The 21,453-nt window shown below is 61.7% G+C and carries 18 protein-coding genes; 7 read left to right on the top strand and 11 right to left on the bottom strand.

Annotated features, from left to right (window positions below):
* Positions 1-28 precede the first annotated feature (28 nt).
* Genes DXY29_RS05255 through DXY29_RS05235 form a run of 5 tightly spaced genes read left to right on the top strand, consistent with a single transcriptional unit; the run spans position 29 to position 7,657 of the window.
* Positions 29-4,474: a translocation/assembly module TamB domain-containing protein gene (locus DXY29_RS05255; protein ID WP_115024267.1), complete on the top strand. Its 4,446-nt coding sequence runs from the start codon at positions 29-31 to the stop codon at positions 4,472-4,474.
* Positions 4,475-4,477: 3 nt separating this feature from the next.
* A complete protein-coding gene (locus DXY29_RS05250; protein WP_115023512.1) occupies positions 4,478-5,386 on the top strand; it encodes an ROK family protein in 909 nt (302 codons plus the stop codon).
* An 8-nt stretch (positions 5,387-5,394) separates the two neighbouring features.
* Positions 5,395-6,702 (top strand): glutamate-5-semialdehyde dehydrogenase, encoded by a 1,308-nt coding sequence (locus tag DXY29_RS05245; RefSeq protein ID WP_170952128.1) that lies wholly within the window; start codon positions 5,395-5,397, stop codon positions 6,700-6,702.
* On the top strand, positions 6,702-7,073 hold the full coding sequence (locus tag DXY29_RS05240) for a dihydroneopterin aldolase (RefSeq protein ID WP_115023510.1): 372 nt from the start codon (positions 6,702-6,704) through the stop codon (positions 7,071-7,073). Before DXY29_RS05245 ends, DXY29_RS05240 begins: the two co-directional genes overlap by 1 nt.
* Entirely contained in the window at positions 7,070-7,657 is a 588-nt protein-coding gene (locus tag DXY29_RS05235; protein WP_115023509.1) for a triacylglycerol lipase, read from the top strand. Before DXY29_RS05240 ends, DXY29_RS05235 begins: the two co-directional genes overlap by 4 nt.
* A gap of 2 nt (positions 7,658-7,659) precedes the next feature.
* Here the strand turns inward: DXY29_RS05235 and DXY29_RS05230 are convergent, their stop codons facing one another.
* Genes DXY29_RS05230 through thrS form a run of 6 tightly spaced genes read right to left on the bottom strand, consistent with a single transcriptional unit; the run spans position 7,660 to position 15,619 of the window.
* Entirely contained in the window at positions 7,660-9,765 is a 2,106-nt protein-coding gene (locus DXY29_RS05230) for a M3 family metallopeptidase (protein ID WP_115023508.1), read from the bottom strand.
* Between the two features lies 1 nt (position 9,766).
* On the bottom strand, positions 9,767-11,302 hold the full coding sequence (locus DXY29_RS05225) for an NAD(P)H-quinone oxidoreductase subunit 4 (RefSeq protein WP_115023507.1): 1,536 nt from the start codon (positions 11,300-11,302) through the stop codon (positions 9,767-9,769).
* Positions 11,303-11,359: 57 nt separating this feature from the next.
* Positions 11,360-12,307 (bottom strand): homoserine kinase, encoded by a 948-nt coding sequence (gene thrB, locus DXY29_RS05220; RefSeq protein WP_115023506.1) that lies wholly within the window; start codon positions 12,305-12,307, stop codon positions 11,360-11,362.
* 14 nt (positions 12,308-12,321) lie between these two features.
* Positions 12,322-13,356 carry an ROK family protein gene (locus DXY29_RS05215; protein WP_115023505.1) on the bottom strand — a complete coding sequence of 345 codons (1,035 nt, stop codon included), beginning with the start codon at positions 13,354-13,356 and terminating at the stop codon, positions 12,322-12,324.
* A gap of 35 nt (positions 13,357-13,391) precedes the next feature.
* The gene (locus DXY29_RS05210; RefSeq protein WP_115023504.1) at positions 13,392-13,787 is read right to left on the bottom strand and encodes a DUF1824 family protein; all 396 of its coding nucleotides are present in this window, start codon (positions 13,785-13,787) and stop codon (positions 13,392-13,394) included.
* Complete coding sequence (gene thrS / locus DXY29_RS05205; RefSeq protein ID WP_115023503.1) at positions 13,787-15,619, bottom strand: threonine--tRNA ligase; 1,833 nt, start codon at positions 15,617-15,619, stop codon at positions 13,787-13,789. Before thrS ends, DXY29_RS05210 begins: the two co-directional genes overlap by 1 nt.
* A gap of 3 nt (positions 15,620-15,622) precedes the next feature.
* Between thrS and DXY29_RS05200 the strand changes: the two genes are divergently transcribed.
* Positions 15,623-15,979 carry a DUF2605 family protein gene (locus DXY29_RS05200; protein WP_115023502.1) on the top strand — a complete coding sequence of 119 codons (357 nt, stop codon included), beginning with the start codon at positions 15,623-15,625 and terminating at the stop codon, positions 15,977-15,979.
* Here the strand turns inward: DXY29_RS05200 and DXY29_RS05195 are convergent.
* From DXY29_RS05195 to DXY29_RS05175, 5 genes are all read right to left on the bottom strand, one after another.
* Positions 15,964-16,551, bottom strand: coding sequence for a glycoside hydrolase family 104 protein (locus tag DXY29_RS05195; RefSeq protein ID WP_244279317.1), 588 nt, complete (start codon positions 16,549-16,551; stop codon positions 15,964-15,966). The two genes, DXY29_RS05200 and DXY29_RS05195, sit on opposite strands and share 16 nt — an antisense overlap.
* 312 nt (positions 16,552-16,863) lie before the next feature.
* On the bottom strand, positions 16,864-17,877 hold the full coding sequence (trpS, locus tag DXY29_RS05190) for a tryptophan--tRNA ligase (protein WP_115023501.1): 1,014 nt from the start codon (positions 17,875-17,877) through the stop codon (positions 16,864-16,866).
* A gap of 3 nt (positions 17,878-17,880) precedes the next feature.
* Positions 17,881-18,468 carry a hypothetical protein gene (locus tag DXY29_RS05185; RefSeq protein WP_115023500.1) on the bottom strand — a complete coding sequence of 196 codons (588 nt, stop codon included), beginning with the start codon at positions 18,466-18,468 and terminating at the stop codon, positions 17,881-17,883.
* Between the two features lie 16 nt (positions 18,469-18,484).
* Positions 18,485-19,012: a hypothetical protein gene (locus tag DXY29_RS05180; RefSeq protein WP_115023499.1), complete on the bottom strand. Its 528-nt coding sequence runs from the start codon at positions 19,010-19,012 to the stop codon at positions 18,485-18,487.
* Positions 19,005-19,931 (bottom strand): cation diffusion facilitator family transporter, encoded by a 927-nt coding sequence (locus DXY29_RS05175; protein ID WP_244279316.1) that lies wholly within the window; start codon positions 19,929-19,931, stop codon positions 19,005-19,007. Before DXY29_RS05175 ends, DXY29_RS05180 begins: the two co-directional genes overlap by 8 nt.
* Before the next feature lie 145 nt (positions 19,932-20,076).
* Between DXY29_RS05175 and DXY29_RS05170 the strand changes: the two genes are divergently transcribed.
* Positions 20,077-21,357 carry a YcjF family protein gene (locus DXY29_RS05170; protein WP_115024264.1) on the top strand — a complete coding sequence of 427 codons (1,281 nt, stop codon included), beginning with the start codon at positions 20,077-20,079 and terminating at the stop codon, positions 21,355-21,357.
* The last annotated feature ends 96 nt before the right edge of the window (positions 21,358-21,453 follow it).

Genomic DNA, 21,453 nt, shown 5'->3' with positions numbered 1-21,453 from the left:
CGAGATTCCGGGATGTCCGTCGCGTCTGATGGGGAAAACGCGGCGCAGAGCCTTGCTCGCAGCGGGCAGTTTCGTTCTGATCGGTGCTGGAACAGCGGGTTTCATCGCCCTTGATCGTGTTGCGGAGCACACCGTTGACCGCTTCCGTCCCACCTTGGAGCGAGCTCTTTCGGCTCCTCTTGGTCATCCGCTGAAACTCGGCACCTACCAGGGATTACGCCCCTGGGGGATGGCTATTGGCCCCAGTCGGATCCTGCCGTCAGAGGTGGATCGTTCTGAACTGAGCCTGGCGGGACTTGAGGTCAGCCTTGCGCCCCTAGCCAGTCTTCGGCGGTTGCAGCCGGTTCTTCAGATCACCCTGCACAAGCTGCGCGGCCAGTTAGAGGCCAATGAGGCAGGTCGTTACTGGACCTTTGGTCCTGCAAGCGGCGAAGGCGACCTGCCGAGGCTTGGGCTTCAGTACAAGTTGGCTGATCCCGCGTGGCTGCGTTTCGGCCCTCAGCGGCAGACCCTTGAACTCCGCAGCCAGGGCTCGGTTCTGCTGGGGGAGGCATTTTTCAGCACCGAATCTTCACTGCGCTGGGTCGACTCCAAAGGCTCGTTGCGCCTGGATGGTCAAGGGCACTGGGATCGCCCCAGCTTCAGGCTGCGCAGTCGGCTGGATCGGCTCAACCTGCAACCGTTCGGGACGGTCATGGCCCCCGCGGGGGATTTGGCTGCCTCAGGACAACTGCAGGGCGATATCCAGATCAGCTGGACCGGTGGCGCCTTGAACTGCCGGGGTGGAGTCAGGCTGAACCGTCTCAAACTTGCGTCAGTCCAGAGCCGTCGCCTCAGCATTGGTTGCAAGGGTGATCAACTGAAGTTGGAGCCCGCAACACTGCGTTTCGGATCGTTTGAGGCTCTGGCCTCAGGCTCCGTGGCTTTGAACAAACGCTTTGATCTTCGCGCTGAAGTTCGCAGCTCAGATGTCAGCCCCGCGAGCAAGGATCGCTTGAAGCTCCGGATTCAGGGCCCCTGGGAGGAGCCCCGGTGGAGCGCCGATGGTCAGCTCCAGCTGCCGGAGACCATGGGCCTCAACACGGCTCTGACGTTGGATGGTCAGTGGCGCACCCCTTGGCTTCAACCTCAGCAACCGGCTGTTTTGGTGGACCGGCTCCGGCTCAGCGCCCCTGGACTTCGCTTCGGGCTTGCTGGAACGATTGGATCCAACCTGGATCTGCGCAGCACCGAGCTGCAGATTGATCCCCGCTTCTGGTCTGCCGTCCCGTCGCTTCAGGCAGGGTTGGGTCAAACCGCTCCGATCCTTGGAGCCGTTGACGTCAGTGGTGCTTTGGCCTCACCGGATCTGACCCTGAAGCTTGGCCAGGCGGTGAATCCTCTTCTGGAGCGCTGGTCGTTCCAGACCCGATGGTCCACGGGTGATTCGGCTCTGGTGCTGGATCGCTTCACCAGCCCGATGCTGCGGGCGGAAGCGCGCCTGCCTCTGCAACTGGAGCAGGGGCGGTTTCAAGCCGGTGAACTGCAGAGCGGCTTTGAACTCAAACCTCTGGAAATGAGCCGCTTCAGCCCCTTGGTCGGCACGCCTTTGAACGGCCGGGTGGCGGCGCGGGGGCGACTGAACGGTGCACTGTCAGCCCTGCAGCCAGATATCAGGCTGATGCTGGACCAACCCCGCTTCGGGGCCTTGCAGGTTCCCGAGCGTTGGCAAGGGCGCCTCAGTGGTGTGCTCGGCCGTGGCGTTCGCCTTGAGATGGCGGCCCAGCAGCCCTCAGTGCCCGGCTCGCTCGTGGCCGAGCTCGCTGCAGATGGTTGGCCTCAGGCCGTGCGTCTGGACCGTGGTGAGGGGCAGTTGCGCCTGGACGGTTTGGCGCCCAGAGGTGGGCAACGCCGCTACCGATGGAGTGCAGCGGACCTCAACATCGATGGTCTTCGATTCATCGTTGCGCCGGTCAACCAGCCCAAAGCGCTGGCTGGCCAGCTGACGGGTGAGGGGAGCCTGGCCATGGCCCCGTTCGCGGTCAGTGGGTCTGCAGCGATCGCTGAACCCTCCTTGGCAGGAGTCGCCATGGAGAGCCTCAATTTGGAGGGATCCCTGACGGATGGACGTTTTCAGGCAGATGCAACGCTTATTCCCCTGGTTGGCAGCATCCGGCTGAAGGGCCGTGGAGGTCTAGGTGGGCGGATGCATAGCCAGATCGAGGCGGAAGGTCTTGATGTCACCTGGCTGACGCTCATTTCCCGTCAATTGAGAGGGAACGACACCCATCCCGGTCTGGCCGCTGGGCGTGCCGAGGATCTCGGAACTTTGTTCATCAATACTTTCGGCGGTTCCCTCGATGGGCAGTTACGAGCGTTGGCGCAATCGCGACGGGCTCTCGAGGCTTATGCCCTTGCCCATCCCAGCAAAGGACCAGAGCTGGAGCGCTTGGAAGGACGGGTCAATGTTTCGGGAACGATCCAGGGTCCTGATCCAAAGCATCTCAAGGCCGATCTCATCGCCAAGGCCCATCTGTGGATTGAAGGGGACGACCAGGCCAAGGCTCTCCAGCTCGAACCCATGGTCGCCACATTGCGTGGCCCGCTGTTCGGAGGATCCGGTGACCTCTCTCTGCTGCAGGTTCCGTTATCGCTGCTGGCGTTGCTGGCACCTGTTCCGCCGCAGCTGCGCGGCAGCGTTGGCATCCGCGGCATTTATGACCTCAGCGGAGATGCGCCCCTGCTGGTCTCCGATTTGGTGCTCGAGTCCGCAAGTCTGGCGGGCCAACCCCTGCAGTTGGAGCAGCGATCGGTCATCGTCGACCGTGAATTGATCCGCCTGGATCTCGCCCTGAGGGGGGGGGACAGTAAGGAACCCATCATCGTTTCGGGGGTCGTTCCCTTCGACCCTGATGCCGATCTGAACCTGAAGATCGAAAGCCATGGGGATGCCCTTGGCGTATTGACGCTTCTTGCGGGCGATTCGCTGACGGTCAAGCAAGGGGGCACGGATCTGCGACTTCTGTTGCGCGGGCCCCTGAAGCAACCCCAAGCCAATGGCTTCCTAGTCGTCACCAACGGTGACCTCAGCATCGGTGAACAGGCGCTGAGCCGGATCAACGCCTCGGTTCTCTTCGATTTCGATCGGGTGTTGGTGCAACGCCTTGAGGCCGAGGTGGGCCGCGGCGGCAAGCTGAGTGGTTCAGGAACGCTTGGCCTGTTTGCTCCCCGGAGCGATGCTCCACCCCTCACCTTGCAACTCAGCCAAGGTCAGATTCGCCAGCCGATTGTGCAGTTCCAGGCCGATGGAGAACTGCAGGTCTCCGGTGCCTTGGTGCAACCCGTCCTCTCTGGAGATCTGACCCTGTCTCGAGGCACGCTTCGGCCGCAGTCAGGATTCTTCGGACGGGTGCGGCGGGGTGGACTTCAAGGTTTGATTCCCACTGGTGTGGAGGGACCCACGGCAGCGGTGCAGCCCGATTCCCAATCTGTGAGCGAACTTTTGGAGGAGAAGTGGGATTTCCAGGAACCTCTGGTTCTGATGGGACCCAACACACCCATCCAGGGCCCGGATCAGCAGAAAGGGTTCATGCCGAATCTGCCAGCGATTCGCTTCGAGAATTTACGCCTTGCTCTCGGCCCTGATCTACAGGTGCTGAATCCACCATTCCTCAATTTCAAAGGGGGAGGGGCGGTGACATTGAACGGCCCCCTGGATCCCTCCTTGGAGGCGCGAGGTGTGATCCGGCTCAATTCCGGCCGGATCTCGATACCACCGTTTTCCCCGACGTTCACTTTGGATCCGCAGGCAGCGAATGTTGCTGTGTTCACACCCTCCTTAGGGCTCGTTCCCTATGTCGATATCGCGATGAAATCCAGGGTGTCCGACACCGTCAGCGTGGGCAGCAGCGATCAGATCACCAGCTCCAACTTGTTTGATGCCAACGGCACTGGCAGTGCTTACCCAGGAGGCGGTCAGCTCCGGCTGGTGAAGATCACGGTGCAGGCCACTGGCCCGGCCAATCGTCTGGTTGGCAGCGACAACCTTGTTTTACGCAGCTCACCACCCATGAGCAAGCAGCAGCTGCTGGGCTTGATCGGCGGTAATTCCCTGTCGGCTTTGGGCGGAAGCAGTGGTGCCGCTCTGGCCACAGTTGTGGGCCAGTCGTTGCTCTCTCCTGTGCTGGGCACCTTGACCGATGCCATGGGGCAAAGGCTTCAGGTGGCAATTTTCCCGACCTACGTCACCCCCGATGTCAAGTCGGAGAAAGAGCGCACCTCAGGCCGGGTCCCGCCGACATTCACACTGGTGACCGAGTTCGGAGTGGATTTGACCGACAAGTTCGACCTCTCCGTTTTGGCTGCACCGAACACGACCGATGTTCCTCCCCAGGCAACCGTCTCCTATCGGCTGACGCCGAACACCACCGTGTCTGGGGCTGTGGATGCCAACGGCACCTGGCAGAGCCAGTTGCAGGTGTTCTTCCGGTTCTGAGTCATGCCTGTTGCACAGGTGATCGGTGTGGATCTTGGGGGCACGGCGATCAAGCTGGCTCGGATCTCTTCCGATGGCACGGTGCTAGCGGAGGCGCAATGGCCCACACCGCAGCCCGCCGTTCCTGGCGCCGTGACCATGGCCCTTTGTGAGGCCATCGCAAAGATCGACCCGGAGCACCAGGCCGAGGCTGTTGGAATCGGGCTTCCTGGTCCGATGGATGCGGCAGCCCGGGTGGCGCGGGTTTGCATCAACTTGCCCGGTTGGGAGGACGTGCCGCTGGCGGACTGGTTGGAGTCACGGCTCAATCGCCGGGTCACCCTCGCTAATGACGGCAACTGTGCTGTGGTGGGTGAGGCCTGGCTCGGTGCTGCCCAGGGTGTGGAGGATGTGGTGCTGCTCACTCTCGGCACCGGTGTGGGTGGGGGGGTGCTCCTGCAGGGGGAGTTGTTTACGGGCCACAACGGTGCTGCGGCGGAACCGGGGCTGATCGGGTTGCAGCCCGATGGTCCGGCCTGCAACAGCGGCAACCGTGGCTCCCTGGAGCAGTTCGCGAGCATCACGGGCCTGCGGCGGCTCTGCGATCGCGATCCCCGCCAGCTCAGTGCAGAGGCCGATGTCGGTGATCCGGCTGCGCTTGAGGTCTGGAATCGTTACGGCGAGTGTCTGGGCTGTGGCGTTGCCTCTTTGGTTTACGTTTTTACCCCTCAGTTGGTGTTGCTGGGTGGTGGGCTGGCGGGTGCAGCGCATCACTTTCTCCCGTCAGTACGACGCGAAGTGGAGTCGCGGGTTCAGGCCGTGTCGCGGGAGGGGTTGCGCATCGAAGCCGCCTGCCTTGGTAATGGCGCCGGACGCCTTGGGGCTGCGCGGCTCGCCCTGCAGCGGCTGAACGGGATGATGGCTCCAGATTGATTGCGTTGATGTCCAGCGTTCCAGAGCCTTCCGCCGCGCTGTTGCAGCGTGCAGCGGCTGTCCGCCGTGCTGCTGTTGATCTGGGGCAGACCGATGACGGCCAACGGGCGCTGGCGCTCCAGGCGATGGCGGATGCCCTGACCGAGCGTGCCGGCAGCATCCTGGCTGCCAATCGTCAAGACCTTGAACGGTCTGCAACCGAGGGGCTGGCACCGGCCCTGATGGCCAGGCTGAAGCTGGATGAAACCAAGTTGGCTGCAGCGATTGATGGCGTCCGCAAGGTGGCCAGCCTGAGCGATCCACTGGGCTGTCGCCAGTTGCATAGGGAGCTGGATCACGGATTGGTCCTGGAACGGGTTTCCGTCCCGCTTGGGGTGGTGGGTGTGATCTTTGAAGCCAGGCCTGATGCGGTCATGCAGATCGCGTCCCTGGCGATCCGTTCGGGAAATGGTGCCCTGTTGAAGGGGGGCAGTGAGGCGCGCTGCACCAACGAGGCCGTGATGGAAGCCTTGCAGGCAGGTCTGGCGGCAAGTCCGGTGTCTGCCGATGCCCTCGCGCTGCTCACCACACGTCAGGAGAGCCTGGCGTTGTTGCGTCTGGATGGCCTCGTGGATCTGATCATCCCCAGGGGCAGCAACGAACTGGTTCGCTTCATCCAGGACAACACCCGCATCCCGGTGCTCGGCCATGCCGATGGGGTCTGCCATCTCTTCGTGGATGCTGCTGCCGACGTCGATAAAGCCGTTCGGGTGGCGGTGGACAGCAAGAGCCAGTACCCCGCAGCCTGCAATGCCATCGAAACGTTGCTGGTGCATCGGGCCATTGCCAAGCCTTTTCTGGCTGCAGCACTGCCGGCATTCGCGGCTGCCGGGGTTCAGCTGCGGGGCGATGCGGAGAGCATGGCCCTTGGTGTGGCTGAAGCGGCCACGGAGGAGGACTGGAGCACGGAGTATCTGGATCTGATCCTGGCAGTGAAGCTGGTGGATGATCTGGAGGCAGCTACCGACCACATCCGCTCTTACGGGTCGCGTCACACCGAAGTGATCCTCACCGAGGATTCCAAGGCTGCTGATCGCTTCCTTGCGGCGGTGGACAGCGCCGGGGTTTATCACAACTGCTCGAGCCGGTTTGCCGATGGTTTCCGCTACGGATTCGGCGCTGAGGTGGGAATTAGCACCCAGACCCTGCCGCCCCGGGGACCGGTCGGTCTGGAGGGGCTGGTGACGTACCGCTACCGGTTGCGCGGCGAGGGCCACATCGCTGCCGACTACGCCAACGGCAGCCGTGCCTTCACCCACATCGACCGGCCCCTCTGATGGATTGCATCGGGGTGCGGGAGCTCCGCTTGTGGGCCCATGTCGGGGTGTTGGAGCACGAACGCCGGGATGGCCAGTGGTTCAGCCTTGATTTCAGTGTTCAGCTCGATCTGACTGCCGCCGCCGGAGCTGACGACCTGAGCCGGAGCCTTGACTACAGCGTGGCGATTCAGGCCCTGCAAGCTCTGTCCCAGCAGGTTCATTGCCTCACGATCGAGCACTTCAGCGAGCAGGTACTGGATCGTCTGGAAACGCTGTACGGGCCCATCCCGGTCTGGCTGCGACTGACCAAATGTGCTGCACCGGTTCCAGGGTTCAACGGTCGGGTGTTCGTGGAACGCTCGCGTCACGGGGGGACGTCGGCGCTGTGACCACTCCCCTCGTGTTGGTGCATGGTCTCTGGGACACGCCCCGCCTCTTTCACCGCCTGATTCAGGAGCTTGACCAGCCGGATCGACCGTTGCTTGCGCCGCACCTTCCCCATGGTCTGGGGTGGGTCCCCTTACGTCAGTTGGCGTCTCGCTTGGATCAGCACATTCAGGAGCGCTTCGGTTCAGACACCGAAGTTGATCTTCTGGGGTTCTCGATGGGGGGAGTGATCGGGAGGATCTGGTTGCAGGAGCTGGGGGGGGTGCAGCGCACCAGGCGCTTCTTCAGCGTGGGCAGTCCACAGCAGGGCACCCTTGCCGCCCAGCTGGTGCCCCGCCCGCTACTGGCCGGCGCTGCAGACATGAAAGTGGGCAGTCGCCTGTTACGGCAACTGAATGGACAGCCCAAGGCCCTGGCTGGTATCGAGTGCTGCAGCTTCTTTTGCCGCTGGGATCTGATGGTGTGTCCAGGCTGGAGGGCCGTTCTGCCGATGGGTCGTCGCGAGGGCCTCCCCGTTTGGACCCATCAGCAGTTGATTAGCCATCCCGCCGCCCTTCGACGGCTTTGCAGCACGTTGCGCGACTGAGTTCAGGCCGCGGCAACCAGGCCGGAATGGCGAATCAGCGCCTCGGTGCTTGCAGAGCGGCCGCGGAATGCTTCGAAGACTTCCGAAGGGGAGCGGCTACCACCCAGGCTGAGCACGGTGTCGCGGAAGCGAGCTCCGGTTTCACGAACCCGATCCTCATGATCCAGACCCACCTCCTCAAATGCTGAGAAGGCATCCGCACTCAGCACTTCAGCCCATTTGTAGGAGTAGTACCCGGCTGAATAACCGCCCGCAAAAATATGGCCGAAGGAACAGAGGAATTGATCCTCTGGGATCGGAGCCATCACTGTGGTGGTCGCGGCGATCTCACGGCGCAGCGCGTCGGGCGTAACGCCGAGCTCCGGAGTCCACTTGCTGTGGAGGCGAAGGTCACTGAGGGCGAAGTGAACCTGCCGGAGGGTGGCCAGTCCCGCATTGAAGGTGCGACTGCTACGTAGCTTGTTGAATTCAGCCTCAGGCAGAGGTTCACCGGTCTGCCAGTGGCGCGCCATGCCCATCAATGTGGCGTGATCGAGGCACCAGTTCTCCATGAACTGGCTGGGGAGTTCAACGGCATCCCATTCCACGTTGCTGATGCCGGCGGCTTCCGGTTCTTCAACGGTGGTGAGCATGTGCTGGAGACCATGGCCGAATTCATGGAAGAGGGTCTCCACCTCCTCGAAGCTCATCAGGCTGGGGGTGTCTCCGACAGGTGGAGTCTGGTTGCAGATCAGATAGGCCACCGGCAGCACCACCGATCCATCCGGTTGCTTCTTCAGGCCGAGGCATTCATCCATCCAGGCCCCACCGCGTTTGCTCGCCGGCCGGCTGTAGGGGTCCAGGTAGAAGCCAGCGATCGGTGTGCCATCCGAGCGTTTCACCCGGAAGAAGCGAACATCGTCGTTCCAGATCGGTGCCTCGCCATCGGCGGCGACAATCTCCACGTCAAACAGCCGTGAGCAGAGGCTGAACAGACCGTCGAGAACCTTCGGCAGCGGGAACCAGGGGCGCAGAGCTTCTTGATCTAAGTCGAAACGGGATTGGCGCAGTCGCTCTGACCAGTACGCGACATCCCAGGGGGCCAAGTCATCGGCTTCCGGGGCTTGGTGTTCCCTGGCGATGGCTTGGAGATCCCGCAGTTCCTGCTCCGCTGCTGGATAGGCCGCAGCGCGGAGTTCTTCCAGGAGTGCTTCGACCGCCGGCACGTCATCGGCCATTTTGGCGCTGAGGCTGAGATCAGCCCAGTGGGCATAGCCCAGGCGAGCGGCTTGTTCTCTCCTCAGGGTCAGGATTTCTTCAATCAACGCACGGTTATCGAGTTCTCCCTCGCTTGCTCGACCCACGTGAGCGCGATAGGCCTGTTCTCGCAGGGCACGGTTTTTGGCATGGGTCAGGAACGGCAGGTAGCGGGGCATGTCCAGCCCGAGCAGCCAGGGGCCGGATTCAGCGGAAGCCTCAGCGTCCCCTGCCTCACGCGCTGCTGCGGCCAGCGCTTCCAAAGCCCTTTGCGGCAGGCCTTCCACCTCGTTGGGTTGGGTGAGCTTCAGGGTCCACTGCTGCGTGGCATCGAGGACGTGGTTTCCGAACTGGGTGGAGAGTGCGGCCAGACGCTCACTGGTGCGGTTGAAAGCTGCTTTCTCATCGCCACTGAGGCCAACCCCGCGCTGCTGCATCGACAGCAACTCTGATTTCAGAATCCTCTGTTGGGTTGCGTTCAGCGGATCGGCAGGACTGCTTTGCAGTGATTCCAGGGCCCGATGAAGAATCTGGCTTTGCCCCAGGCGGTTGCTGAGACGCACAACATCGGGCTGCTGGGTGGCATGGGCATCGCGTAGCTCGGGAGAATTGCAGACGCCATTGAGGTGAGACACCACACCCCAGCTCCACCGCAGCCGTTCGCCGATGGCCTGAAGCGGCTGCATGACCGCGTCCCAGGAGAGTCGGGACGGGCCCGCTAAGGCTGATTCCAGAGATTTCTCAAGCTCACTGAAGGCTCGATCGAGCTGTTCGAGGAGAACAGGAATGTCTTGGCTGACCAGCTCTGGCGAAATGGCCTGAAACTCGGGTAGCCCTTTGCCGCGAAGGAGGGGGGAAATAGAGGTCGTCATTTCAGCTGGCGATGAACTGCAGGGCGAGGGCATTGGTGGAGGCCTCGTAGAGATCCATTGCGACGCGAGGCCAGATTCCGATCACCAGGGTTGGTACCAGCAGGCTGAGGCCAATGATCAATTCCCTAGGCCTCATGTCATTCACGCTGGCAAGTGCAGGAATCCTTGGGCCAAAGAACACTCTCCTGCACATGGAGAGCAGATAGATCGGTGTGAGTACAAGACCGATGGCGGCCAGAAGCACGGTGATCGATCGGAACAGTGAGGTGAAGGCTTCCTGGCTGGTGATGCCAAGGAACACGGTGATTTCACTGATAAAGCCGCTCATACCTGGCAGCGCCAGCGATGCCAGGGAGCTGGCCAGGAAGAAGGCGAAGGTGATGGGCAACGCTTTCGCCAACCCGCCCATGTTTGGAATTGAGAGAGTTTTTGTTCGCTCGTAAAACACCCCTGTCACGAAGAACATCGCGGCGGCGATCAGGCCGTGGCTGACCATTTGCAGCATCGCGCCGCTGATCCCCAGTGCATCCACGGCACCGATCCCGACAAGGACAAATCCCATGTGACTGACTGAGCTGCAAGCGATCCTGCGCTTCACGTTGTCTTGGGCAAAGGCGTTGAGGGCGCCGTAGACGATGTTCACGATCCCGAGGATCACCAGTGCAGGAGCGAGGGTGTAGTGCGCATCCGGCAGCATCTGCACGTTGAAGCGGAGCAGCGCGTATCCGCCCATTTTCAAGAGCACACCTGCCAGAAGCATCGACACCGGCGCATTCGCCTCACCGTGGGCATCCGGGAGCCACGTGTGCAGAGGGAACATCGGCAGTTTGACGCCGAAGCCGATCAGGAAGCCCAGGTAACACAACAGACCAAAGCTGCCGCCGGGGGAGCGAGCGGCCAGTTCAGTGAGGTTGAACGTAAAGGAATCGCCCGAAAGGGCCAGCGCTAAACCACTGATCAGGATCAGCAAGGAGGCAAGCGCTGTGTAAAGGATGAATTTGGTCGCGGCGTATTGGCGGTTCTGTCCGCCCCAAATAGCGATCAACAGGTAAACGGGAACCAGCTCCAATTCCCAGGCAAGGAAGAAGAGCAGGAAGTCTTGGGAGAGAAAGACCAGGCCCTGGGCAGAGGCCTGAACCAGCATCAGGGCGAAGTACAGCCTTGGTTTGCGCTCAACCGACCAGCTGGCGGCTACTGAGAGCAAGGTCACCAGGCCGCTGAGAACGACCAAAGGCGCGGAAAGACCATCCACACCAAGGGACCACTCCAGGCCGAGGGCCGGGAGCCAGCTCACACGTTCCACCAACTGGAGGCCTTCAGCGCTGGGGTCGAAGCGGGTGGCAAACACCCCCATCATCAGCAGCAGATCGACCAGAAGGACGATGAGCGTGATGATCCTGGGCGCCGGGGATGGCTTGTCCTCGCTGGCTGGCACCAGTGGCAGCACCAGGGCTGCTGCCGCCGGCAGCAACACAATCAGGGATAACCAGGGGAATGGACTGCTCGAGACAGCAAGCTCTGCTAACCCAGCGTCCATTCCCTGTCTGCAATCTTTAACAAAGCTAACAGGGCTGAACCCTCGGTTTAGGTGGATCTACTCATCTTCCGCAGGTTGCCAGTGGCTGCCTGAGGTCTGCAAATTCAGTACCGGTGCACGGCTGGCGACTCCCGCCGCTTCCCAGGCTTTGACCATGGCGCGGCTGACGCCTGGGCCTTTGTCTTCCGAGCAGAGCGCCAGGACGCTCGGCCCTGCACCGCTGATCGCGCAACCCCAGGCTCCAGCGTCCATCGCCGCCTGTTTGACCTGGTCACCGCCTTTGATCAGACGCCAGCGGTAGGGCTCGTGCAGACGATCATGCATGCCGTCGGAGATCAGGTCACCATTGCCGGTGCGGAGCCCCTGCAGCAGCAGCGTCAGGGCACCCAAGTTCACCACTGCATCGCCAACGGGGATGGCCTTGGGCATGGCGCGGCGGGCTTCGCTGGTGCTGAGGCGAATCGATGGAATCGCAACAACGGCCTTCACGCTCGGCGTCCATTCGCAACGAACCACTCGCCAGCGCTGGGATGCAGCCTTGGCGGTCATGCAGAGCCCTCCCAGAAGAGAAGGCACAACGTTGTCGGGGTGCCCTTCAATATCAATGGCCAGTTCCAGCAGCTTCTCCTTGGAGAGGGGTTCACCAACGAGGGCATTGGCCCCCATTAATCCGGCCACAATCGCCGTGGCACTGCTGCCCAGTCCCCGTGCCGGTGGCACCGCAAGCCGAACCCGTGCTTCCAGCGCAACGGGTTCGAGCCCAGCCGCCTTCCATACCCGTTGCGCCGCTCTGTAAACGAGATTCTCTGGCCCACCGCGGAGGTGGCTGCCCTCCGAACCCTCAATAATCAGCTCAAACCGTTCACCACCGCCTTCGATCCGACGCATCGCGAAACGGTTGTTCAGATCGAGGGCAGCACCGAGGCAGTCAAAGCCTGGTCCGAGATTGGCGGTGGTTGCCGGGACGTCAACGACCACTTTCTGACCGATGCGCGGCTGCGACATCGCTGATCCTCTGCTCAGGCCAGTGTCCCACCTGACTCCGCCAGCATCTGTGCGCGGCAGGCGGCACTGAACAGTCCGGCATCTGGATCGATCACGGCCGTGACCCGCAGCCCTTCAATCAGCTCGCGGAAGCGTCCCTTGTCGCGCATCGCGTTGAGAAAGTTTTCGGATCGCAGTCCTTTTAATTGTTTTGATGCGGTGCCACCACCGACCCAGAGGCCTCCTGTGCAGAGTTCTTGCAGGGCAAGGTCGCCTGCCGCTGATCCATAGGCCTCCAGCCATAACTGCAATGCGCGCTGCATCAAAGGGTCTCCCTCTTCAGCAGCGAGGCTCACCTGTGCTGGAAGATCGTTGGGGCTGTTGCGTCGCCAGGCTTCGGCAACGCTGCGCAGGGGGTGCATTCCGGCATCGGGTTTTTGAAGCAGCCAGTGGGCCACATGCCCCAGGCCGGTGCCACTCACGATGCGCTCGATCGACAGCCTGCTGACGCCTAGATCCTGTTTGAGCCAACAGGCCAGGTTCCATTCCGCTTCATTGCGCGGGGCGAACTCGCGGTGCCCTCCCTCGCTTGCCACTGCCACCAAGCCCTGTTCGGTCCGCAGTCCCCGTGCCATACCAAGACCGGTGCCGGCACCAAGAATCGCCAGGGGGCCATGATCCTGTTCACCGTTTTGAAGGATCACTTGCTGGCTGTCATTGAAGTGGGGCAGTCCGTAAATCAGCACGCCGAAGTCGTTGACCAGCTCGAGACGTTCCAATCCCGCCGCATGAGCCAGGTCGGCCTCCCGGAGTCGCCAGGGCAGATTGGTAATCCGAGCCTCCCTTTGACGTACCGGACCGGCGACGGCGATGCAGGCATGAGCAGGAGCAGCAAGATCGGCTGGACGATCGTTGAGGAAGCTGCCGAGCATCGGCTCGAGAGAAGACCATTCCCCGGAGCGGAAGTGCTGCTGATGCAGCAGGCGAAGCTGACTCCCGTCACTCTCGTAAAGAGCAAGCAGGGTCTTGGTGCCTCCCATGTCCCCTGCAAGGAGTGTGGGGGTGGCCATACAAACCCGCGGTATCTCCTACCAGCGTGGGAAGGTCAGGAGAAGAAGTCCAGTGGAAGTGGTCCCCAGGTGGTGCTTTGCGTGGTTTCGTCCTCGCCGTGCCCACTGATCAGAATTCCTTCGCCGAGGCCGTGCTCGATCCGAATCCGGATTGTCCCCCCCCTCTGGTTGGCTTTCAGAAAAACAGGACCCGGTCCCTCCGGGCTGTCGACAAGCTCCATGGAGTCCCACTGTTGGCTTTGCTCCAGATTGCGCAGCGCTGAGAGCGCCTGATCCATGGAGGGGGCCATGACGCCAATGGTGAACCAATGGGCGGTGGCCATCGCCTGGTTGAGCTCTTGGCGGAGCTGATCTCTGGTCTGAGGAAGCAGCTCTGGTGCTCCACGCAAACGCGCGAGATCGGCCAGGTTGTTCACAGGGGACTCCGTCATCAATTCAGCTCCAGGCCTGCAGCGCGTTGGTTGTTGGCCGTCTGGGCAGCTCTGAGCAGGTCGGCCACTGCTGTGACCCCGAGATCACCATCCCGGCGACTGCGCAGGCTCACAGCGTTCTGCTCCGCTTCTTTCGCACCGATGACGGCCAGAACAGGGATCTTCATCTGTTCGCCGGTGCGGATCAACTTCCCGAGGCGGTCGCCGCTGCGGTCGACTGTGGCGCGTACCCCGGCCTTGGTGAGCTGGTCCAGCAGCTGTTCGGCGTAGGGCTTCACTTCGTCGGTGACCGGCAGCAGTCGCACCTGTTCAGGGGCCAGCCAGAACGGGTAATCGCCGGCATAGTTTTCGGTCATGATCCCGAAGAAGCGCTCCAGCGAGCCGAAGATGGCGCGGTGGATCATGATCGGACGCTGCTTGCTGCCGTCGGCGGCGATGTAGTCGAGCTTGAAGCGTTCCGGCAGGTTGAAATCCAGCTGGATGGTCGAGCACTGCCACATCCGGCCGATGGCGTCTTCGATTTTGAGATCGATCTTCGGGCCATAGAAGGCGCCGCCCCCTTCATCGATCTTGTATGCCCAGCCCTTGCGTTCCAGGGCCTCGATCAGTCCCTTGGTGGCGAGGTCCCAGACGTCGTCATCTCCGATCGACTTGTCCGGTCGGGTGGAGAGGTTGATCTCGTAGTTGCTGAAATCGAAGGTGGAGAGGATGCGCTCGGTGAGATCGAGGATTTTCAGAATCTCGTCGCTGATCTGTTCCGGGAGGCAGAACACGTGAGCATCGTCCTGGGTGAAGCCGCGCACGCGCATCAGGCCGTGCATCACGCCCGGTCGCTCGTAGCGATAAACGGTCCCGAGTTCGGCCCAGCGAATCGGCAGTTCCCGATAGCTGCGCAGCTTGCTGGCATAGGTGAGCACGTGGAACGGGCAGTTCATCGGTTTGAGCTGGTATTCCCGTTCGTCCACCTCCATCGGCCCAAACATGCTTTCGGCGTAGAAGTCGAGGTGGCCTGATGTCTTCCAGAGGCTGATGTCGGCCACGTGAGGTGTGTAGAGGAGCTCGTATCCGCCTTCGAAGTGGGCTTGACGCCAGAACTCCTCGATAAGCAGGCGCATGCGGGCGCCGCGGGGGTGCCAGAACACGAGGCCGGCACCGGCTTCATCCTCGATGGAGAAGAGGTCGAGGTCTTTGCCGATGCGTCGGTGATCCCTGCGCAGGGCTTCTTCCTTGCGGCGTTTGTGCTCCGCCAGTTGTTCGGGGGTTTCCCAGGCTGTGCCGTAGATGCGCTGCAGCTGCGCTTTGGTTTCATCGCCTCGCCAGTAGGCGCCTGCCACGCTTTCCAGCTCGAAGGCCTTGGCGTTGAGCTGCCCCGTGTGGTCCACGTGAGGTCCTGCGCACAGGTCCCACCAGGCCTCACCCAAGGTGTAGAGGGTGATGGGCTCCTGAAGGCCTTCGAGGATCTCCAGCTTGTAGGGCTCGTTCTGGGCCTTGATTTTTGCTTCGGCCTCGCCGCGGCTCACCTCAACCCGTTCAAGGGGAAGTTTCTTGTTGATGATCTTGATCATCCCTTTCTTGATGGCCTTCAGATCAGCCTCTGTGAAGGGATCGGGATTGTCGAAGTCGTAATAAAACCCGGTTTCGGTCCAAGGCCCGATGGTGACGCGTGCCTTGGGAAACAGCTGCTGCACAGCCATGGCCATCACGTGGCTCATCGAGTGGCGGATTTTGAGCAGTTGATCGCTTTCGCTGGTCTTGGGCAGAACCACTGGTGCTGAGGGGGCTGGGGTGGTTGCTGCAGCGCTGCTCACCGGTTCAGGTACGAGGCCCGCCATCCTATGGGCGAGACCCGAGGGCATCACGTGGGCGAGTCAACCAATCGGGACGCCGGTGCTCTGCTGGACGAGCTGCTGGCTTCCCTTCTCGATGACTTCGAGCACTGGTTTCAGCGCGGGGAGGAGCTTCTCCAGGCCTGTCCGGATGCGGTGATGTCGCACCAGGAGCGTCAGAGCATGGAGCGGCGACTGCAGGAGGGAATGAAGGCCATTGCTGCCACACGTGCCCTGGTGGCTGCCTCAACACAGCCCATGGCCGTTTCCATGGAGGTCATGAACCCCTGGCACGGTTTGGTCACGGAGGTGTGGGCATTGGCCGCGAAGCTGGGTTCCTCCCGTTCTCCTCAGGCACCCAGCTGACTTCTCAGCTGGCGCAGGTTGCTGCTGTAAAAGCTTGCCAGCTCCTGATGACTCTTCACCGGTTGCCCGTAGGCGGAGTGACCGGCTTTGGTTGGGAAGGATGCCCATTCGGGTGCCAGCTTTGCCATGGCGTCCTTGGTAAGACCCTGCCGATCAATCTCATCCAGAGCACCCCGTCGCTCCGCGAGATGTAGTGCGGCCTGATCTTGGTGCCTGGGTTCGAAGCTGGACAGCCTGAGTTCCTGGGCTACACCTTTCCAGGTCTTGGGCAGGAACTGATAAGCACCCGCAGCGGCGCTGGTGTAGCGCTTCACGATCACCCGCTCTGGATGACGGGAGAGGTCCTGGAACTGACCTCCCCCGTACATGATTTGGTAGCCCTTGTCTTCACCGTCTTTCCAGGTGCCTTCGGCGTAGCGGATGGTGTTGAGCAATGCGCGTCGCTCAGGCGTTAACTCGTAGCGGCCTCCCTCGTTACCTGACGACAGGGAGGCGCGACTGCTGGGGCCGATATCTGTCAGGAGATCTGGGGTGCTTTGGGGGGGCTGTGATGCTCCTGCGCAAAGAACCATTCCTGCGGTCAGCGCTGCACCGACCAGAGGTCGGCTCCAACGAGAGGTTTTGTTGGACGCAGAAAAAAGATGACGCACGCAGGACAATCAGGTGGACGGTCACAGTGCTGGCCCACGATGCCTCCGCGCGAGATCGGCTCCTGAGGGGTTGACATGGTGATATCGCTGTGTCTACGCAAGTGAGAGCGTCCTGAGAGTCTTCCGGGACTCATTGCTGTCGCTGCGATTGTTTCCGTCAAATCTCTTGGGGTATGGGGAGAGGCCGTATCCCTTGTATTGATAAGAGCAGCTGATGGTTGTCTTTGGTCGTGATCAGGCTCGTCGGGCAAAGCCCAGGGCCTCTCGAACCCGCTCCAACGTGGCGTTGGCCACGGTTTCGGCTTTTTCGCGTCCCGTGCTCAGCACCTGGTCGAGCTCCGCGGGGTCGCTCATCAGCTCGCGATAGCGCACCTGGATGGGCTCCAGGGCGTTCACTGTGGCTTCGGCCAGCATCGGTTTGAACTGCCCCCATCCCATCTCGGCGCATTCGCTGGCGGCCTGATCCCGTCCCTTGCCGCTGAGGATCGCGTAAAGCCCCAAGAGGTTGTCAGTTTCCGGTCGATCCGGGTTGTCGAATTCAAGTCCCCGCAGGGGGTCTGTTTTGGCGCGTTTTATCTTTTTGGTGATCAGCTCTGGAGGGTCCAGCAGCGTGATGCGACTTCCCTCATTCGGATCGCTCTTGCTCATCTTGCTGCGACCATCAGTCAGGCTCATGACCCGAGCGCCCTCCTTGAGGATCAGAGGTTTCGGAACCTTGAGTACAGGCGTTTCCTTGTCACCGAAACGGGCATTGATGCGCTGCTGAGCGATGTCACGCGCCAGTTCTAAGTGCTGCTTTTGGTCTTCACCGACGGGCACAAGGTCAGCGTCATAGAGAAGGATGTCGGCGGCCATCAGAACCGGGTAGTCCAGCAGACCCACGGACACGTTGTCCCCTTGCTTCACCGCCTTTTCCTTGAACTGGATCATCCGTTCCAGCCAATTGAGCGGTGTGACGCAATTCAGGAGCCAGCAGAGTTCACTGTGGGCTGCCACCTGGCTCTGCACAAACACCGAGCAGCGCTTGGGGTCCATGCCGCAGGCCAGGTAGAGCGCAGCCGTGGAGCGGGTGTCCTCAGCCAGACGGCTGGGGTCATGGGGAACGGTGATGGCGTGGAGATCCACCACACAGACGAAGGTGTCGTGGCTCTCCTGCAGGTCAACCCAGTTGCGGATGGCACCAAGCCAATTGCCGAGGTGCAGCGCTCCTGTCGGTTGCACCCCAGAAAGAACCCTTGGCCGGTTCATCAATCAGTCCTCGGTCGTTTCGGTTTTGGTCTCGTCCGTCGACACATCTAAGGCCGATCCATCCGCAACGGGGGTCGAACTGGTGTCGTCGCTTGGGGCCGCTTCAGACTCCACGACCGACTCCACCGTCGATTCCGCGACTGGTTCAACCTGTGCTTCGGGTTGGGGTTTGGCAGGGCGAGCAAACGGGTTCGGACGGGAACCTCTGCTGCTGCGCTCGTCGTCGAACCGGCGACCGCGACCACCTCCATCACGACCACCTCCATCGCGACCACCTCCATCACGACCACCGCCATCGCGGCGGCCACTCCGGGCGGGCTGATTGCGTTGCTGCTCGATCAGGGCGTCGAGTTGGCCGTCCTCCAACATCTGCCCCAGGCTGCGGACCGCGAAACCAAGGACCGCAACGGTGGAGCGGAGATTGAATGCCTCTTGTAGCGCCCTTGCCGAGCGCATTTCGTTGTCGCTCAGACGAATTCGAAAGCCTCCGCCTTCGCGGCCGCCGGCACGGTTGCCACGACTGCGCTGGCCGTCACGGCCGCCGTCTCCCTGTCCCGCCTGATGTTGGGGATCGCTGTAGGAATCACTCATGGCCCATGGCCTGGAATCAGGCGCAAGTGTGACGCATCACCGGGGTGTTTTCGGTGATCCAGAGCAGCTGGTGGCATTCAACGCTGTTCTTTCGAGCGAGCACCAGCATCGGAACAGCCGTGATCCCCCGTTCGATCCGCTCGCGGTAGCTGCTCACCAGTTGTCGGTACCGCTGGGCAGTCCATCCGTGGATGGCCGTGTCCCGGCTGCTCCAATACTCCCGGAGAGCTCTCTGGCAGTCCTCCATGCCGAAGTCATGCCAGCAGCTCTGCTGGGCCAAGAGTGGATCCATCCCCTGCTGAAGCAGGCGCCGGTAATGCACCAGTTCCGGGGCTTCATCACGCCCATCCGGGGGAAGTAGGCGATGCAGCTCCGTGAGGGGAGTTCTGGACAGCCTCAGCCAGCAGCGTTCCTGAAGCAAAACTGGCAGTTGCCAAGACCAGCCATTGGCGCGGCGGACTTCGTCGAGTACGTCGATCAGGCCCCTCTGCTGACGCTCTGTCAGCCCGGCGAGCGGCGTCACTTCGGTGTCGGCTTCAGCCATGGGCACCGGTGTAGGTGATCCAGTCCTCCACGTAGTCCTTTGGTTCCAGATGGATGGTGCACCGCACCGGGCCGAAGGTTTCCTCCAAGCGATCCTCCACCTGCTCAGTGATCTGGTGCGCCTTGGTGAGGTCGTCGGCATCGACAACCATATGCATTTCGATGAAGATCTGCTGACCCAGCACGCCGCGGCTGGCGATGTCGTGGCAATTCATCACCCCGGCGGTGGACATCGCTTCGGCGTAGATGGCCTCGGGGGCAATCGCCATGTGGTCCACCAGCCAGGGCAAGGTGCTGCGCAGCACCTGCGAGCAGACACGGATCAGCAGCAGAGCCATGGGGATCGCCAAAGCAACGTCGAGCCAGCTCACCTGCAGCCATACCGCCCCTGCCATGCCCACCAGCACCACCACGGTGGTCCAGACGTCACTCGCTGCATGCTGGGCATCCGCCTTGAGCAGGTTGCTGTTGAGTCGCCGACCTTCCCGCAGCTCATACCCCGCAAGCAGGAGATTGAACCCCAGCACAAGGGTGAGCAGCACAAGCTCCTGGCCCGTGACACGAATGGGAGGCAGCCCCTCCAGGAGCCGCTCCCCTGAACGCATGAGGATTTCGATGGCTGTGAACAGGATGAAACCTGCGATTCCGAGGGCTCCGACCGCCTCGTATTTGCGATGTCCATAGGGATGATCGCGATCCGGCCGTGGATCGGAGAGCTTGTTCGTGACCAGTCCCGTGAGGCTGGAGAGGGCATCGGTGGCGCTGTGCATGGCATCCGCGATCACCGCCAGGGATCCACTCATGACCCCCACCAGAAGCTTCAGAAGCGACATGGTGATGTTCAGGCCCAGAGCCACCATGAGAACCCTGCGCACCCCCTTGCGGTTGTCGACCATCGGGTTGGGATGACTTTGTGTCATGGCTGAACCCGTCTTCTTCCCAAGTTATGGAGAAGTCTTCCCTCTGACCTGAAGTCCTGGTGTCAGGAGTTGGGTTGAGCTAAGAAGGGCCACTGCTACAACAGACTCTCTGTTGAAATTCCCGGCTTCATTGCCAGATCTGGTGATGCCACCAACGTCGCTGCTGCGGCCGCTGGCTGTGGCTGGAGCTGGCCTGCTTGCTGGACACTGGCTGATCAGTGATGTCATGCATGTTCCCGGCGGAGGACTGGGCCTCCTGGCTGCTGGTGGCGTGGTGATCTGGCTCGGCCGCAAGCCCAGCAAACCGCGGTTCGCAGCACCGGTGTCTCTGGATGGATGGATTGCTCGCTGCCAGGAGGTGCTGGATCAGTTCGCACGTTTTGAGCAGCAACCATCCGCGGATCTAGCCCGACGCGCTGAATTGAAGTTGGTGGTGGAGCGCAGCGGTCCTGTGCGTATGGCGATGGTCGCCCTGGGGGACCATCAGGGACCAAACGCAGAGGACCTCAGCCGATCTCTTGCAGGCTCGGTGTCTTTGAGCCTGTCGTTGTGCCATCCCTTGATCACTGACGGCAGCCGCTGTTGGCCTCGTGGGCTGGTGGATCAGGACCTGATTCTGTTCACCCTGGGCACTCCATTGCTGGCCTCAGACCTGCTTTGGCTTCAGCAGTTGCCGGATGATCAACCCGCCTGGCTGCTTGTGACTCCCGAGGGTCAGGAAGCGTCGCCTGATGCCATCTCTGCTCTCGTCGCTGATCTCCCCGATCGCTGGCGTGAGCGAATTCTGGTTCATGATCCGTCGATGTCGCTTCGGGCTGCTTTGGGGCCTTTGCGCCGTTTGCTGAAACAGGCGGCTTCCGAGACGCGGCCGCGGCTTTTGGCTGATCTTCACCGGCGCTGGCAGCGCGACTTGGAGTCGCTCCGGCGTGAGCGCTTTCTGCAGATCCAGCAACGCACCCAATGGGTGGTTGCCGGTTCTGTGTTGGCATCCCCAGTCCCAAGCCTTGATCTTCTTGCCGTCGCGGTGGCCAACGGATTGATGATCAAGGAGATGGGAGAGATCTGGGGAACGTCGCTGCAGCCAGATGTGCTCAGGGAAGCGGCGGCGCAGCTGGCGCGTGTGGCGCTGGCCCAGGGCGTGGTGGAGTGGACCGGACAAACCTTGCTGGGTCTGGCCAAGTTGGATGGGGGGAGCTGGCTCATCGCTGGAGCGATGCAAGCCCTCAGTGCGGCCTATCTCACCCGCGTGGTGGGACGTTCCATGGCGGATTGGCTGGCGGTCAATGCGGGTGTGGATGAGCTGGATCTTGTGGCGTTGAAGCAGCAGGCCCCGTTGCTCGTGGCCCGGGCCGCTGAGCAGGAGCGGCTGAACTGGAACGGCTTCGTTCAGCAATCACGCGATTGGCTGCTTCATGCAACTTCATGAATGCTTCATGAAGTGCTTAATGAAGATTGCTTGAGACCTGATTCTGATTGTTTAAATCTCATGTAACGGAAGGTTCCGTCCATAGGCTTGGTCCAC

The organism is Synechococcus sp. UW69 (assembly GCF_900474185.1).
GTDB lineage: Bacteria > Cyanobacteriota > Cyanobacteriia > PCC-6307 > Cyanobiaceae > Parasynechococcus.
Note: the sequence above shows the minus strand (reverse complement) of the source record. Positions and strands in the feature narration are given on the sequence as shown.

Coding starts and splice junctions, on each gene's coding strand:
- DXY29_RS05195 (WP_244279317.1), bottom strand. CDS start 16,551: ATGGTTCTTTGCGCAGGAGCATCACAGCCCCCCCAAAGCACCCCAGAT.
- DXY29_RS05175 (WP_244279316.1), bottom strand. CDS start 19,931: ATGACACAAAGTCATCCCAACCCGATGGTCGACAACCGCAAGGGGGTG.
- DXY29_RS05170 (WP_115024264.1), top strand. CDS start 20,077: ATGCCACCAACGTCGCTGCTGCGGCCGCTGGCTGTGGCTGGAGCTGGC.
- DXY29_RS05180 (WP_115023499.1), bottom strand. CDS start 19,012: ATGGCTGAAGCCGACACCGAAGTGACGCCGCTCGCCGGGCTGACAGAG.
- DXY29_RS05240 (WP_115023510.1), top strand. CDS start 6,702: ATGGATTGCATCGGGGTGCGGGAGCTCCGCTTGTGGGCCCATGTCGGG.
- thrB (WP_115023506.1), bottom strand. CDS start 12,307: ATGTCGCAGCCGCGCATCGGTCAGAAAGTGGTCGTTGACGTCCCGGCA.
- trpS (WP_115023501.1), bottom strand. CDS start 17,877: ATGAACCGGCCAAGGGTTCTTTCTGGGGTGCAACCGACAGGAGCGCTG.
- DXY29_RS05210 (WP_115023504.1), bottom strand. CDS start 13,787: ATGACGGAGTCCCCTGTGAACAACCTGGCCGATCTCGCGCGTTTGCGT.
- DXY29_RS05185 (WP_115023500.1), bottom strand. CDS start 18,468: ATGAGTGATTCCTACAGCGATCCCCAACATCAGGCGGGACAGGGAGAC.
- DXY29_RS05200 (WP_115023502.1), top strand. CDS start 15,623: ATGGGCGAGACCCGAGGGCATCACGTGGGCGAGTCAACCAATCGGGAC.
- thrS (WP_115023503.1), bottom strand. CDS start 15,619: ATGGCGGGCCTCGTACCTGAACCGGTGAGCAGCGCTGCAGCAACCACC.
- DXY29_RS05250 (WP_115023512.1), top strand. CDS start 4,478: ATGCCTGTTGCACAGGTGATCGGTGTGGATCTTGGGGGCACGGCGATC.
- DXY29_RS05225 (WP_115023507.1), bottom strand. CDS start 11,302: ATGGACGCTGGGTTAGCAGAGCTTGCTGTCTCGAGCAGTCCATTCCCC.
- DXY29_RS05230 (WP_115023508.1), bottom strand. CDS start 9,765: ATGACGACCTCTATTTCCCCCCTCCTTCGCGGCAAAGGGCTACCCGAG.
- DXY29_RS05215 (WP_115023505.1), bottom strand. CDS start 13,356: ATGGCCACCCCCACACTCCTTGCAGGGGACATGGGAGGCACCAAGACC.
- DXY29_RS05245 (WP_170952128.1), top strand. CDS start 5,395: ATGTCCAGCGTTCCAGAGCCTTCCGCCGCGCTGTTGCAGCGTGCAGCG.
- DXY29_RS05255 (WP_115024267.1), top strand. CDS start 29: ATGGGGAAAACGCGGCGCAGAGCCTTGCTCGCAGCGGGCAGTTTCGTT.